The organism is Rhodococcus sp. NPDC057014 (assembly GCF_042673295.1).
GTDB lineage: Bacteria > Actinomycetota > Actinomycetes > Mycobacteriales > Mycobacteriaceae > Rhodococcus_F.
This window is the reverse complement of sequence record NZ_JBHUSF010000004.1, coordinates 1-13626: the sequence shown is the minus strand read 5'-3', so window position 1 is coordinate 13626 and position 13626 is coordinate 1. Positions and strand designations below refer to the sequence as shown.

14 protein-coding genes and 1 pseudogene are annotated in these 13626 nt (G+C 68.5%); 5 read left to right on the top strand and 10 right to left on the bottom strand.

From position 1 onward, the window contains the following. Nucleotides 1–65 precede the first annotated feature (65 nt). The 4 genes and pseudogenes from ACFTZB_RS01490 to ACFTZB_RS01475 all read right to left on the bottom strand — a co-directional run bounded on the left by ACFTZB_RS01490 (nucleotide 66) and on the right by ACFTZB_RS01475 (nucleotide 4085). Nucleotides 66–1118 carry an alcohol dehydrogenase catalytic domain-containing protein gene (locus ACFTZB_RS01490; RefSeq protein WP_378429815.1) on the bottom strand — a complete coding sequence of 351 codons (1053 nt, stop codon included), beginning with the start codon at nucleotides 1116–1118 and terminating at the stop codon, nucleotides 66–68. Continuing rightward, on the bottom strand, nucleotides 1115–2143 hold the full coding sequence (locus ACFTZB_RS01485; RefSeq protein ID WP_378429773.1) for a Gfo/Idh/MocA family protein: 1029 nt from the start codon (nucleotides 2141–2143) through the stop codon (nucleotides 1115–1117). The genes ACFTZB_RS01490 and ACFTZB_RS01485 overlap by 4 nt, the downstream gene beginning before the upstream one ends. Beyond that, complete coding sequence (locus ACFTZB_RS01480) at nucleotides 2140–3492, bottom strand: MFS transporter (RefSeq protein ID WP_378429772.1); 1353 nt, start codon at nucleotides 3490–3492, stop codon at nucleotides 2140–2142. Before ACFTZB_RS01480 ends, ACFTZB_RS01485 begins: the two co-directional genes overlap by 4 nt. Nucleotides 3493–3654: 162 nt before the next feature. Further along, a pseudogene (locus ACFTZB_RS01475) lies at nucleotides 3655–4085 on the bottom strand (pyridoxamine 5'-phosphate oxidase family protein). A 152-nt stretch (nucleotides 4086–4237) separates the two neighbouring features. On the opposite strand from ACFTZB_RS01475, the gene ACFTZB_RS01470 reads away from it, so the two are divergent. Next, complete coding sequence (locus ACFTZB_RS01470; RefSeq protein ID WP_378429771.1) at nucleotides 4238–5290, top strand: Dyp-type peroxidase; 1053 nt, start codon at nucleotides 4238–4240, stop codon at nucleotides 5288–5290. Continuing rightward, nucleotides 5287–6093, top strand: coding sequence for a family 1 encapsulin nanocompartment shell protein (locus ACFTZB_RS01465; protein ID WP_378429770.1), 807 nt, complete (start codon nucleotides 5287–5289; stop codon nucleotides 6091–6093). The genes ACFTZB_RS01470 and ACFTZB_RS01465 overlap by 4 nt, the downstream gene beginning before the upstream one ends. 32 nt (nucleotides 6094–6125) lie before the next feature. On the opposite strand, the gene ACFTZB_RS01460 is transcribed toward ACFTZB_RS01465, so the two are convergent. The 5 genes from ACFTZB_RS01460 to ACFTZB_RS01440 form a co-directional block, all read right to left on the bottom strand. Further along, complete coding sequence (locus tag ACFTZB_RS01460; RefSeq protein WP_378429769.1) at nucleotides 6126–7460, bottom strand: hypothetical protein; 1335 nt, start codon at nucleotides 7458–7460, stop codon at nucleotides 6126–6128. After that, nucleotides 7457–7819, bottom strand: coding sequence for a hypothetical protein (locus tag ACFTZB_RS01455; RefSeq protein WP_378429768.1), 363 nt, complete (start codon nucleotides 7817–7819; stop codon nucleotides 7457–7459). Before ACFTZB_RS01455 ends, ACFTZB_RS01460 begins: the two co-directional genes overlap by 4 nt. Further along, entirely contained in the window at nucleotides 7820–8014 is a 195-nt protein-coding gene (locus ACFTZB_RS01450) for a hypothetical protein (protein ID WP_378429767.1), read from the bottom strand. After that, entirely contained in the window at nucleotides 8011–9861 is a 1851-nt protein-coding gene (locus ACFTZB_RS01445) for a hypothetical protein (protein ID WP_378429766.1), read from the bottom strand. The genes ACFTZB_RS01450 and ACFTZB_RS01445 overlap by 4 nt, the downstream gene beginning before the upstream one ends. Before the next feature lie 75 nt (nucleotides 9862–9936). Next, a complete protein-coding gene (locus ACFTZB_RS01440) occupies nucleotides 9937–10098 on the bottom strand; it encodes a hypothetical protein (protein ID WP_378429765.1) in 162 nt (53 codons plus the stop codon). A gap of 25 nt (nucleotides 10099–10123) precedes the next feature. Between ACFTZB_RS01440 and ACFTZB_RS01435 the strand changes: the two genes are divergently transcribed. Beyond that, nucleotides 10124–10636, top strand: coding sequence for a CGNR zinc finger domain-containing protein (locus ACFTZB_RS01435; RefSeq protein ID WP_378429764.1), 513 nt, complete (start codon nucleotides 10124–10126; stop codon nucleotides 10634–10636). Nucleotides 10637–10658: 22 nt separating this feature from the next. Here the strand turns inward: ACFTZB_RS01435 and ACFTZB_RS01430 are convergent, their stop codons facing one another. Next, nucleotides 10659–11828, bottom strand: a complete 1170-nt coding sequence (locus ACFTZB_RS01430) for an LLM class flavin-dependent oxidoreductase (RefSeq protein WP_378429763.1) — start codon at nucleotides 11826–11828, stop codon at nucleotides 10659–10661. A gap of 135 nt (nucleotides 11829–11963) precedes the next feature. On the opposite strand from ACFTZB_RS01430, the gene ACFTZB_RS01425 reads away from it, so the two are divergent. Continuing rightward, entirely contained in the window at nucleotides 11964–13289 is a 1326-nt protein-coding gene (locus ACFTZB_RS01425) for an MFS transporter (RefSeq protein ID WP_378429762.1), read from the top strand. Between the two features lie 103 nt (nucleotides 13290–13392). Next, a partial coding sequence (locus ACFTZB_RS01420; RefSeq protein ID WP_378429761.1) for a TetR/AcrR family transcriptional regulator occupies nucleotides 13393–13626 on the top strand: 234 nt, incomplete at its 3' end.

Here is a 13626-nt window from a genome sequence, read left to right as displayed (position 1 = left end):
CCACCCAGCACAGGGTGGAAACGCTTACAGCGTAGCGCGAAGGAAGCCACGGATCACGCGGACGCTCACACCCCGTGCAACAACGCGCGCGTTCCGAGCAGTTTCCGCGACGTCAGCAGCACCTTGACGTGCCTGCTGCCGTTCGATTCGAGCTCCTCGACCGCGCGGCCGAAGTCGTCCAGCGCGAACGTCGCGGTGTGCAGCGGCGACGCGTCCACCTGCCCCGACTCGAGCAGTTCGGCCGCGTCGACGAAGTCCTGCCGCACGTAGTTCCGGCACGCCACGACGGACAGTTCGCGGGCGTAGAGCGCGCTGTAATCGAGCGTTAGTTCGTGCCCGGGTTTCGCGGACGCGATCGCCACGTACCGGCCGCCCGGAGCGAGGACCCGCAACGCAAGCCGAGCGGATTCCTGGGAGCACACCGTGTCGTAGACGAGGTCGACCGATTCCGTCCGGTCCCGGAGCCAGCCCTCGAGCGCGTCGCCCGAATCCGTCGTGAAATCGCTCATCCCGCACGCCAGGGCCGGCCGCTCCCGTTCGGTGTAGCGATCGACACCGAACACCCGGACACCCCGGCTCCGGGCCACCAGCGTGGACGCGAGACCGATCGCCCCGGTCCCGACGACCAGCGCCGTGTCCCCCGCCGACACGCCGCCGCGGCGGACGACGTGCACGCCGACGGCGAGCGGTTCGACGAGGGCCCCGAAACGGTCCAGCACGGCGTCGCTCACGGGCACGCACTGCGTCTCGGGAACGACGAATTCCTCACTGAAACACCCGCGCGGATCGGACAGCCCGAATACCCGGATACTGGGGCAGTTGTTGATCCTGCCGTCGCGGCAGGCGCGGCAGCGCCCGCACCCCGTGGTCGGGTAGACCATCACCGGCTGCCCGACGGTGAGGCTCGTGCCCGGGCCCACCCGCGACACGCGTCCGGCGCATTCGTGGCCCAGCACCGTGGGGTACGCGGCGACGGCGTTGCGGCCTCGCAGATGCGACAGGTCCCCGCCGCAGATCCCGGCCGAGTCGAGAGCGACGAGCACCTCTCCCTCGCCGGGTTCCGCGACGTCACCGCGGTCGAGACGATACTCGTTCGGACCGTCGACCCGAATACTCAAGACTGACATGCACTTTCCCTTTCCTCGGAGACGATTTCCGGTGTCGCGCCGGCTGCGACGGACCGGTAGGCGGCGTCGATCACCGACTGCACGCGCAGGCCGGACCGGGCATCGGACAGCGGCGCCGCCCCTGCCGCCCAACTGGTGAAGACGTCCTCGTACAACGACCGGAACCACGCCGTCATCGACAGCGGGTCGGGTCCGGACGCGTCGACGGACCCGTCGACGAGCGTGCGCGCACCGTCGTCGATCAGGACCAGCGAATCACCGGCCAGCCGAAGCTGTCCCGCGTCGCCGAAGAGGTGGATCGTCTCGGCGCCGCCCGGCCAGGACGCCGTGCTCGCCGTCACCGACGCCGCATTCGAGCCGTGGTCGATCAGCAGGTGGATCGTGTCCTCGGCCTCGAGACGCCCACGGCTGGTGGAGGCAGCGGCCACGACACTGCGCGCCGGTCCGGTCAGCGACAGGTAGAGGTCGAGGGTGTGGATGGCCTGGGTGATCAGCACTCCGCCGCCGTCGCGCTCCCAGGTGCCGCGCCCGGCCTCCGCGTAGTAGGAGTCCGGCCGCCACAGCGGAACGGTGACGGTCGCCGAACGGAGCGTGCCGATCGTGCCGTCCGCCAGCAGTTGCCGCGCGCGGCGCGCCGCCTCCTTGTAGCGGTGCTGCAGCGTGACCGCGGCCCGGACACCGGTCCGCTCCGCCATGTCCACGATCGCCTGCGCATCGGACAACGAGGCCGCCAGCGGTTTGTCGATCACCAGGTCCAGGCCGCGTTCGGCCAGCGCCGACGCGACCGCGAGGTGACTCGACGGCGGCGTGACCACCACCGCGGTGTCGGCGTCCAGGGCCGCTGCCGCGTCGAGACTCGGGAGGATCCGCGCCTCCGGTGCCAGCCGGCGGGCGGCGGCCGCCCTCGTCCCGTCGCGCGTCACCACACCGACGACGTCGGCGCCGACCGCCCGCAGGGCCGTGAGGTGCGCGGCGCTCGCGAGACCGGCGCCGACCACCACGACACGCCGGGTCACGACGCCGCCTCGACGGGGGTGCGCGCACCCACGCTCCGGCCGAGAGTCTCGGGGAGCAGGGCGATGCCGATCAGACCCACCACGCTCAGGCCCATGAGGTAACTCGCGACGAGCCAGGGTGTTCCGCCGGCGACGGCGACGAGAGCGGTGGCGACCAGCGGGATCGTGCCGCCGACCACCGCGGCGGGGATCTCCCGGGAGATCGCGATACCGCTCCAGCGGATCTTGGTGGGGAACAGTTCGGAGAGCATCGCGCCACCCGGTCCGGACGTCGTGCCCTGGACGAGGCAGATACCGAGGATCAGCGCCAGCCCGACCATCCACGGCGACCGGGTGTCCAGCATCATGAACATCGGGAACGGGAAGACGATCCCGAAGACCGCGCCGGACAACAGGACCGGCTTGCGGCCGATCCGGTCGGCCAGCCGGCCGAAGCCGAGGATGACCGGGATGGCGCAGAACTCGGCGACGATCAACCCGATCAGGGCCTGGGTGGAATCCACCCCGAGGGTCTTGGTCACGAATGACAGCGCGAAGACCTGCATGACGTAGGCCCACGGAATCACGAAGCTGAACAGGGCCAGTCCGCACAGGATCTGCCGCCAGTGGTTGCGGACCGCGTCGACCAGCGGTGCACCGTCCACCTCACCGTGCTGGGCGGCCTCCTCGAACACCGCCGTCTCGTTCACCTTCAGGCGCAGGTACCCGGCGACGAGAACGATGCCCGCGCTGGCCAGGAACGGAAGACGCCACCCCCAGGACAGGAAGAGGTCGTCGGGCATCAGCGTGAGCAACGCGAAGATCGCGGTGGCGCCGCCGGTTCCGACATAGATCGCGGCCCCCGGATACGCGCTGGAGAGGGCTCGCCGGGAACTGTCGGTGGATTCGGAGACCATCGTGATCGCCCCGGCGAACTCGGCGCCCGCGCCTGCACCCTGGAACAGGCGGAGGACGATCAGGAGGATCGGCGCCCAGATGCCGATCGCGTCCGCGGTGGGCAGTGCGCCGATCAGCGTCGTCGAGGCACCCATCACGAGCAGGGTCATGAGGAGCATCGGCTTGCGGCCGATCCGGTCGCCGAAGTGGGCGAACACCAGCCCACCGATCGGGCGGGCGCCGAGCCCGACGGCGAACGTCCCGAAGGCGGCCATCGTGCCGGCGAGGGATCCCGCCCCGGGGAAGTAGAGGGGCCCGAAGACGAGGGCGGCCGCGAGACCGTACAGCGTGAAGTCGTACCACTCGATCACGGTTCCCGCCGCGCTCGCCTTGATCACCCGGCGGCGTTGCTGCCCTGCCGACCCGTGCGGCGCCGCGGTCGACCGCTCGGTGCCGAGTTCGGTCATGCCCATCGAGAACTCCTGACTGTGAAGAGGAACTGCCGGAACCCGACTACTATGACCCACGTCACCGGATTTGTAAACGCTTTCCCGACCACGCGACAGAATTCCCTTTTGCACAGTTCACAGCTGTATATTCGATGTTTCCCAGCTACGTACAGCTAGATACCGCTTTCAGGCGGCACCCATGTCCGCCGACAGCCAGCGCTCGGGGCGGAGGTAGATGGCGACCTGTTCGCCGAGTTCGGCCCTGGCGAAGTCGAGGTAGGCGTCGACCTTGTCCGGCGCAAGGTAGCGCTCGGTGATCTCCCGCAACTGGGCATCGGTTCCCGGAACCGTTCGCGTCACCGCGCCCTCGACGGAGACGTACCGGACGGGACGGTGGGGTCGACTCGCTCGACCATCATCGTGAATCGCCCGGCCGCCTCGATCAGGCGCGCCTTCTCCGAACCGGCGCCGGTCAGTACCCACAGCTCACCTCCCGGGGCGTACTGATACCAGATCGGGACCGTCAGGGGTCCGCGGCTCTCACCGGCGGAGACCGACAGCGCCGCAATGTGCGGCTCGGACAGGAACTGTTCGCGCTCGGACACAGACAATGGCATGACCTCGACGATAGGAGCCCCCACCGACACATTCCGGCGGTCCACGGCGGCACGCGGGTCGATCGAATGGAACCTGACGGTCCGAAACGGTTAGATGGGACCTGAGGTTCCGGACAGTGCAGCGTCGTACGTCGGAGTGAACGGAGACACAGATGCCAGGCCCAGTCGCGAGATTGGCACCCCAAGCAGTCCTCACTCCGCCCAGCCCTGCCTCCCTGTTCCTGGTGCTCGTCGCCGGCCCCTCCGACGAAGACCGCGCGACGGTGTGCGAGGTGATCTCCGGCATCGACGGCCCGCTCAAGGCCGTGGGATTCCGCGAACTCGCCGGCTCCCTGTCCTGCGTGGTCGGTGTCGGCGCGGAGTTCTGGGACCGCGTGAGCGCGTCGTCGAAGCCGGCCCACCTGCACCCGTTCGTCCCACTGTCCGGACCGGCGCACAGCGCGCCCTCCACACCCGGCGACGTCCTGTTCCACATCAAGGCCGCGCGCAAGGACCTGTGCTTCGAACTGGGCCGCCGGATCGTCTCCGCGCTGGGGTCCGCCGCCACCGTCGTCGACGAGGTGCACGGCTTCCGCTACTTCGATTCCCGCGATCTCCTCGGATTCGTCGACGGCACCGAGAATCCCACCGAAGACGACGCGTCCGACGCTGCGCTGATCGGCGACGAGGACCCCGACTTCCGGGGCGGCAGCTACGTGATCGTGCAGAAATACCTGCACGACATGGATGGGTGGAGCACGCTGAGCACCGAGGAACAGGAACGGGTCATCGGGCGCACCAAGCTCGACAACATCGAACTCGACGACGACGTCCAGCCGAGCAACTCGCACGTCACCCTCAACAGCATCGTCGACGACGACGGCGTCGAGCACGAGATCCTCCGGGACAACATGGCATTCGGCAGTCTCGGCGAGGCCGAGTACGGCACCTACTTCATCGGGTATGCCAAGGATCCCGCCGTCACCGAGCTGATGCTGCGGAGAATGTTTCTCGGCGAGCCACCCGGAAACTACGACCGCATCCTCGACTTCTCCACGGCGGCCACCGGCACGTTGTTCTTCGTGCCGAGCCGGGACGTGCTCGAATCGCTCGGCGACGCACCGGCCGTCGCGGAGCCGGCACCCGAAGACCCGGTCGAGCCCGCCGCGGCCGACCCGTACGAACTGTCCCTGAAAATCGGTGGTCTCAAAGGAGTATCGCAATGAGTGATTCGAGCAATCTGCACCGCAACCTGGCACCCGTCACCGAGGCGGCCTGGCAGCAGATCGGCGAAGAGGCCACCCGCACGTTCAAGCGCCACGTCGCGGGCAGGCGCGTGGTCGATGTCGCGGGACCGTTCGGATACTCCTATTCGGCCCACAACCTCGGCCGGGTCAACCCGATCAAGGCGTCCGACAGCAGGATCCGCGCCCAGCAGCGGCAGGTCGACCCGCTCGTCGAACTCCGGTTCCCGTTCACCCTGAGCCGCGCCGAGGTCGACGACGTCGCCCGCGGTTCCCTCGACTCCGACTGGCAGCCCGTCAAGGACGCCGCGAAGGCGGTCGCGTTCGCGGAAGACCAATCGATCTTCCAGGGATTCGACGAGGCGGGCATCCGCGGACTCGGACCGTCCAGCGACAACCCGGTTCTCAGTCTGCCGGAGGATCCGCTGCTGATCCCCGACGCCGTCGCCTCCGCGCTGTCGGCGCTGCGACTCGCCGGAGTCGAGGGACCGTACTCGGTGGTCCTCGACGCCGACGCGTACACCGCGGTCAGCGAGACCCGCGACGAGGGGCATCCGGTGTTCCACCACCTGCGCGACCTGGTCACCGGCGACATCATCTGGGCCCCCGCCATCAGCGGCGGGTACGTGTTGTCCACGCGCGGTGGCGACAACCAGCTGACCCTCGGCACGGATCTGTCGATCGGCTACGACAGCCACACCGCCGACGACGTCACGCTCTACCTCGAGGAAACGTTCACGTTCGCCTCGCTCACCGCGGAGGCGGCAGTCGTTCTCGCACGCTGACGCACACTGCCCGCTGACGCAGACTGGGGCCGTCAGCCACCGAACAGCAGGTACAGCCCGCCGAACGTGTACGTGACCATGGTGAGCAGAAGTGCCAGCTGCCCGGTCAGCTGATGGCCCCGCGGCAGGAGCCGCACCGATTTGTCGTGTGCCGCAATCACTCCCAGTACGTGCCCGGCGAGGACGAACAGCACCTTGATCGACGCCGAGGCCGCGGGGTGTTCGGACAGCACGTACCAGACCTCGGCGTCGCCGAGCCCCAGCGGGTTCCATCCCCGCCCCAGCGGGTCGGCCAGCAGGATCACCGTCGCCTGCCCCTTCTCCACCAGATACGTCAGGTAGTGCGCGAAGACGTAGCCGATGATGATCGGGATCAGCGAATGCGACAGCAGCCCCGGGAGAGCGGCGCGCTGCTCGGGCCGCAGTCCCCCCGCGGCCCGCGAAGCCACCCAGAACGACACGCCGACGAAGCCGACGAAGAACAGGAGCCCGGCCGTCCGCGCGAGGGTGGCGCCGATCGGGGAACCGATCCCGTCCATCAGACGCGACCACCAGGGGAACGCGGAGAAACTGTCGAAGGCCGTGGACCCCAGCAGGGTTGCCATCAACGCGACCGAGCCGGCCCGCACGGGCATCGACCCCAGGTGGTCCAGCGGGTTGCGCAGCACGATCCGTCCATCGCTCCGATCGCGGCTCAGCGGAGACAACCGGGACGCCAGCGTGCTGTACACCTCGAACGGGTCGCCCCGCTCGCACCAGCGCTCGCCGCACACGAACGCCCCGGCGGCCGTGACCACGACGTACACCAGCAGCCAGGTGCGCACCGCGGCCACGGAACCCGGGTCGCCGGAGGCGAGTTCGAGCCAGACGAAGGCGAACAATCCCGCGACGGCGGGCCAGTATCCCCACGAGTTGCGGTACCGCGCATCATTTTCCGCCGGTGAGCGGCCGGTCGCCGCGCACACCGACCGGTGCACGGTGCGGACCGGGGACAGCACCCGCCAGACCGGCCCGAACACCAGCGACGCCGCGACCAGCCCCACCCAGAGCAGCACGTAGAACACGCCCGGCAATGCGTTCTCCGACGATTCCGAGGGCCCGAAGAAGGCCGCGAGGGCCACCCACACCGCGAACACCAGACCGACAGCGGCCAGCACGGTCCGCGTCGCCGGAGCGTCGGCGAACCGGGTCACCCAGCCGGGCAGCCTGCGCCCCGGGTTGTCCGGATCCAGCTTCGGGGTGCGCCACGCGAACGCGAGCACCACGAAGGAGACGGTGAGCGCCCAACTCGCCCCGACCAGCGCATACGTGAACGGGATGGGAAGGTCGGTGGATCCGCCGAGACCGTGCGCGAGAACAGCGGTCATGGACGCACGAGCAGGGTGGCCACCGTCTTACCCGTGTCGTGCAACTCCACCGCCACCTGGCCCGGAACGTCGACGGAGAACTGGGTTTCCTGTGTTCCGGGGTGAATCTCGAACGAGTGCTCCGGGACGGCGTGCACGTGCAACTCGTCGTCGGCGTCGCTGTCGATCCGCACCGTGACGGTCTCCCCCACCGTGGCCTCGATGCGTTCGTTGCCCGGTGTGACCGTGCCGTTCTCGATGACGACGTCGATCACGACGCCGTCCTCCGTGGCCGGTGTGTCGTCGTCGCCTCCGCAGCCCGACACCAGGGCGGCGACGACAGCGGGTACGACGACAATTCCGGCCAACCGCCTGATCACCTAGATCTCCTCTTCGTTCTCGCTCGGGCCGTGCTTCGCGTTCTCGGCATTCTCGGCGGCTTCCGCCTTGCGGTCCCGGACCGCCAGGTAGATGACCAGCCCGGCCACCAGGAACGCGGGGACGAACGCCGGAATCGCCAGCAGCACCGAATGATCGGCGAGGTAGACGACATCCGGATCGTGCACCGGGTTCATGTCACCGTCACGTCCTCGCGGGTGCCGGTGGCCGCCTGCCCCTGCGTGTACTTGCTGATCCGGCCCGCTCCCCAGGCCAGCGCGGTGATCAGCGCCAGGGTGCACACGAGCACCACCAGCGATGCGGCGCCGAACAGCCAGGACGGGTGGTCGAAATTCCGCTCCCGCTGCAGGATGGTGATCTCCGGGACGAAGTCGCGGGTCGAGGACGCGACGGCGGGCAGTTCCTCCGCGCCGATGCCCGGGTCGCTGGGCAGGTAGATCGGGACGGCCGTCATGGTGCGCCCGTCCTGCACCCGCAGCAACGTCTTCCACGTTCCGTGGACCGGGACCGGTTCGTGCGTCCGGTAGGTGCCGGGTCCGGTGCGTTCGAGCCGGTCGACCGTGAAACCGTTGCCCAGTCCGGGACCGCCCTGCCAGGACAGGATGGACACCCATTCGGGATTCTCGCCGGCGAGGTCGGGCGGGTCGATGCGCACCTCCGCGTCGACCATGCGGCCGCCGTCCGGAGCGGCCTCCGTGAGAGCGATCGTCGCGGTGGCCTTGTCCGGGACCGTGGCGACGAGGCCGTTGGCCGTGGCGCCGGCGATCACCACGACGGTGGCGACGACGATGGTGCGGCTGATCGCGGGGCGCGGTAGACCCTCGGAGCGGAGCACCCGCCCGAGCAGCGCGCCGCAGGCTCCGGCCGCGATGCCGACGGGCACGGCCATGGCCAGCGCCTCCGGCCACATGCTGGTGGGCCAGGGGTAGATGTACACGGCGTCGATCCACAGCGACTCGAGCCACAGCCCGACCGTCGCGACGAGGAGTCCGCCGACGGCCCCGAACGCCACCCGATTCTTGATCAGCGGTGTCAGCGCGAGCAATTCGATCACCACGGCGGCGCCGAGGCACAGTTCGAACACGTTGGTGGGGGCACCGAGAAGCGGTCCGACGATCAGCGCCGTGATCGCGCGCACGACGCCTGCCACCGCCACGGCCACGATCGCCGCGAACGGTCCGAGAACGATGCGCGCCGCCACCAGGGTGAAGGCGGCCGCTCCGGCGATCATCATCGGTTGCAGGACCAGACGGAACTGCTCGACGCCGAAGTCGTATTCGATCTGGAAGACGGACAGGCCGATGAGCAGGCCGCCGAACGTGCCGCACCGCAGGAACCAGATGAGCCTGCTGTCCGGCTTCACCTCCCCGGGCGTCGCCATCCGGCCCTCGTAGTCCAAGAGCAGGACGCCGATCAGCGACAGTCCCGCACCGCCGATCAGCATGAGGTGCGTCGGGCCCCACAGCGTGACGTCCTGGCCGAAGATGCGGTGCCAGACGTCGTCGAGCGGGAATCCGATGAGGGCGTACAGACCCGCTCCGGCCACGAGGACGCCACCGACCGGGACGTACCAGGTGCGGGTGATCTTGATCGCCGCCGGACCGGGTTTCTCGTCGCGCGGCAGGATCATCGCCAGCATTCCGGTGATGAACAGCAGGAACAGCCCGACGAGGATGAAGTAGTGCGCGGGGTTCGCGAGCGGCCCGTCGTCGCGGCCCCGCCCGATGTGCAGGCTGACGTCCCAGATGAAACCGAAGAATGCCGTCAGGATGGTCCCGACGAACGTCACCAGGGGCAGGGCCACCCACGGGGGCCGGTCGAGTGCGCGCGACGCCGCGTCGGCGATCGTCTGCAGCCACGTGATCTTGCGTGTGCGATGCAGGTACGCGATCCACAGCAGACCCACGGTGATGATCGCCGTCGCCACCGTGATTCCGATGATCTGGTCGAATGCCGCACCGCCACCCTCTCCGCCCGTTTGGGCAAGAATGAGTGAACTCGGAGTAACAGTAACTTGGCTCACGTGGTGATTATGTGCGCCTCGTGCCGAAAATGCCAGACCCTCGACCGGGAAACGGCGGTCCGTATACGAATCTATTCAGATCTGCGACCGGACGTAGATATGGCTAGATTCCTCTAGCGACGCCTCGGCCAGCGACAACTGCCACCGGCCGCACGCGCAGCCGAGATAGGTGACCACGCCCGTGCTCGTTCGATGCCGGGAGACTTCCTGCCAGTCGTGTTCGTGATGTTCGCTCATGCACCCAGCGTGATGTAATGGCATTGTGCATCTCAACCCTTACGGGGAGTATGCGGTCACCCTCGCCGCCGACCTCGCGAATCACCCGCCCGATTCGACCGGCGAACTCGTCGACCGATGCGTCGACGCCGGCATCGTCGTCGACTTCCCCGTCACCGACGCCGACCTCACCGACGTGCTCGCCATGCTCGACCGGTGGTCGGCGATCGCCGACGCCACGAGCGACGAAGCCCGGGCCGAACAGGTCAACCTCCTGCTCACGAAAGCGTCCGCGTACCCGCGGCTGACCAACCACGCCGGCGACGGCTGGCACCTCCACTACCGCGACGACCAGCAGTCCCTCGCGGGCGTCCTCGAGGCACTGTTCTCCGTCGGCACCGCGCTGCACCTCGTCGGCCGCGGCATGCACCGACTCGGCCGCTGCGCGCTCGAGGAGTGCACCGCCATCTACGCCGACACCTCGCGCAACGGCCGTCAGCGGTACTGCTCACCCAGGTGCGCGAACCGGGACGCCGTACGACGCCACCGAGCGCGCTGACTCTCAGCCGAGCGGGTGGCGGCTACCGACTCGGCGACAGGAACGCCGTCGACCCGGACAGATCCCCGGGACGGTGGGTGCGGGACTGCACGAGCCCGCGGCGTTCGAGGATCGGCCGGACCCCTTCGCCGAAGTTGTACGCCTCCTCCAGGTGCGGGTAGCCGGAGAGGACGAAGTGGTCGAGTCCGAGCGCCGCGTACTCGGCGATGCGGTCGGCGACCTCCTCGTGCGAGCCGACCAGCGCGGTGCCCGCACCGCCGCGGACAAGTCCGACCCCGGACCACAGGTTGGGGGCCACCTCGAGAGCGCGCGCCCCACCGTCCTTCGAATAGGCGCTGCCGCCGCCGTGAAGTTCCCGCATGCGCCGCTGGCCCTCGGAACCCGACCGGGCCAGGCTCTGCTGCGCCTGCTCGACCGTCGCCGGGTCGAGGGCGGACAGCAGGCGGTCGGCCTCGGCCCACGCCTCCTCGGACGTGTCGCGACTGATCACGTGCAGTCGGATGCCGTAGTCGAGGGTGCGGCCCTGGACGTCGGCGAGGTCGCGGATCCAGGCGATCTTCCCGGCGACGGCACTCGGCGGCTCGCCCCACGTGAGGTAGGTGTCGGCGAACTGGGACGCCACGGTGCCCGCCGCCGGCGACGACCCGCCGAAGAAGATCGGCGGCACCGGGTCGGGAATACGCTGCAACTGGGCGTTCTCCACCCGGATGTATTCACCCGCGTAGTCGACCGGCCCGGTTCCCGCCCACAGCTTTCGGATGACGTCGAGGAATTCGCCGCAACGGGCGTAGCGCTGGGTCTTGTCCAGGTAGTCGCCGTAGGTGCGCTGTTCGTGGTCCTCACCGCCGGTGACGACGTTGAGCAGCAGCCGTCCCTGCGACTGCCACTGGAACGTCGCCGCCATCTGCGCGGCAAGCGTGGGGCTGAGCAGTCCGGGACGCAGCGCGACGAGGAACTTCAGCGTCTCGGTGGTCTCCAGCATCATGGCCGTGGTGAGCCAGGCGTCCTCGCACCACGCGCCGGTGGGCGTCAGAACCGATTCGAAACCGTTCGACTCCGCCGCCGCGCCGATCTGGTTGAGGTATCGCAGCGTCGCGGGACGGTCCCCTGCCATGGAACTCCCGTGACCACCCGCCATCAGGTTGCGGGAATCACCGTAGGTGGGAAGGAACCAGTGGAAATGCAGAGACACGCGCGATCCTCTTGTCGACGACAGATGGGCAGCGCAGGCCAGTTCATCAACGACGGAGCCGGGCCGCGAGGGTTTCGATCACCGTGATTCGGAGTAGTGCCCGACCGCAGCCGGCAAGGTTACGGTCGCCGCGCTATGACTACGCTGTCCGACGCCCCGTACACATCCTCGAACGAATCCGACCTCGAACGGCGAAAGCGGCTCCGCACCGTCGTCGCCGCCAGCCTGCTGGGGACGACGGTCGAGTGGTACGACTTCTTCCTCTACGCGACGGCCGCCAGCCTCGTCTTCAACCAGCTGTTCTTCCCTGACCAGAGTTCGTTCGTCGGCACCATGCTGGCGTTCGCCACGTTCGCGGTCGGTTTCGTGGTCCGGCCCATCGGCGGAGTCGTCTTCGGCCACATCGGCGACCGCATCGGGCGCAAGAAGACGCTCGCACTCACCATGTTCATCATGGGCATCGCCACCGCCCTGATGGGTGTGCTGCCGACGGCCGCGCAGGTCGGGGTGATCGCGCCGGTACTGCTGCTCCTGCTGCGCATCCTGCAGGGGTTCGCGCTGGGCGGCGAGTGGGCGGGCGCGGTGCTCCTCGCCGTCGAACACAGCCCCCCGAAGAAGCGCGGCATCTTCGGCAGCATCCCCCAGATCGGTCTGGCGCTGGGCCTGGCCCTGGGCACCGGCGTCTTCGCCGCACTGCAAGTAATCTTCGACGACGCTCAGTTCCTCACGTACGGATGGCGAATTGCCTTCCTGCTGAGCCTGATCCTCGTCTTCGTCGGATTCGTGGTCCGCCTGAAGGTCGAGGAGACTCCCGCGTTCCAGGAGGTTCACGACCTCTCGAAGCGCTCCTCCGCTCCGCTGAAGGATGTGTTCCGCGGCCGGGTGCGCCGGGGCACCGTCCTCGGTCTGCTCTCGCGGTGGGGCGAGGGCGCCGCGTTCAACACGTGGGGCGTCTTCGCGATCACCTACGCCACCAAGGATCTGGAGTTCGCCAAGATTCCCGTTCTCCTCGTCGTCACCGTCGCCGCGACGGTCATGGCCGTGCTCCTGCCGTTCTCCGGACTGCTGGTCGACCGGTACGGCGCCAAGCGGATCTACCTCGTCGGGATCGGGGCCTACGGACTCGCGGTCTTCCCCGCGTTCGCCCTATTCGGGACGGAGAACGTCGTCCTGTTCGGCGTCGCGATGGTGCTGGTGTTCGGCGTCGTCCACGCGCTCTTCTACGGGGCGCAGGGCACGCTGTACGCGAGCCTGTATCCCACCGAGATTCGCTACACCGGACTGTCCGTCGTGTACCAGTTCTCCGGGATCTACGCGTCGGGCATCACCCCGATGATCCTCACCGCCCTGATCGCGGCCGCCGGCGGTACTCCCTGGCTGGCCTGCGGATACCTCGTCGCGACCTCGGTCGTGAGCGTCGTGGCGACCGCCCTGATCCGGAAGCAGGACCTCTACCTCTGAGACCGCCCCACTTCCGAACGGGTGCTGACGGCCACGTTCGATACACTGGTGTATCCGATACGCTAGTGTATCGACGGTTGCTGTCGACCCGATCGGAGGAAACATGCCGACCTCACCGGCGCGCTCCTCCGACCCTGCCACCGACACACCCAGGAAGGTGACGAAACGGCGCGGCCAAACTCGGCGGCGTCTGCTCGACGCCGCCGTCGAGGTGTTCGCCGAAAACGGGTTCGGACGGTCGACGGTCGAGCAGATCTGCGAACGCGGCGGCTACACGCGCGGCGCCTTCTACTCCAACTTCGCGTCGCTGGACGAGATGTTCTTCGCCATGTGGGAG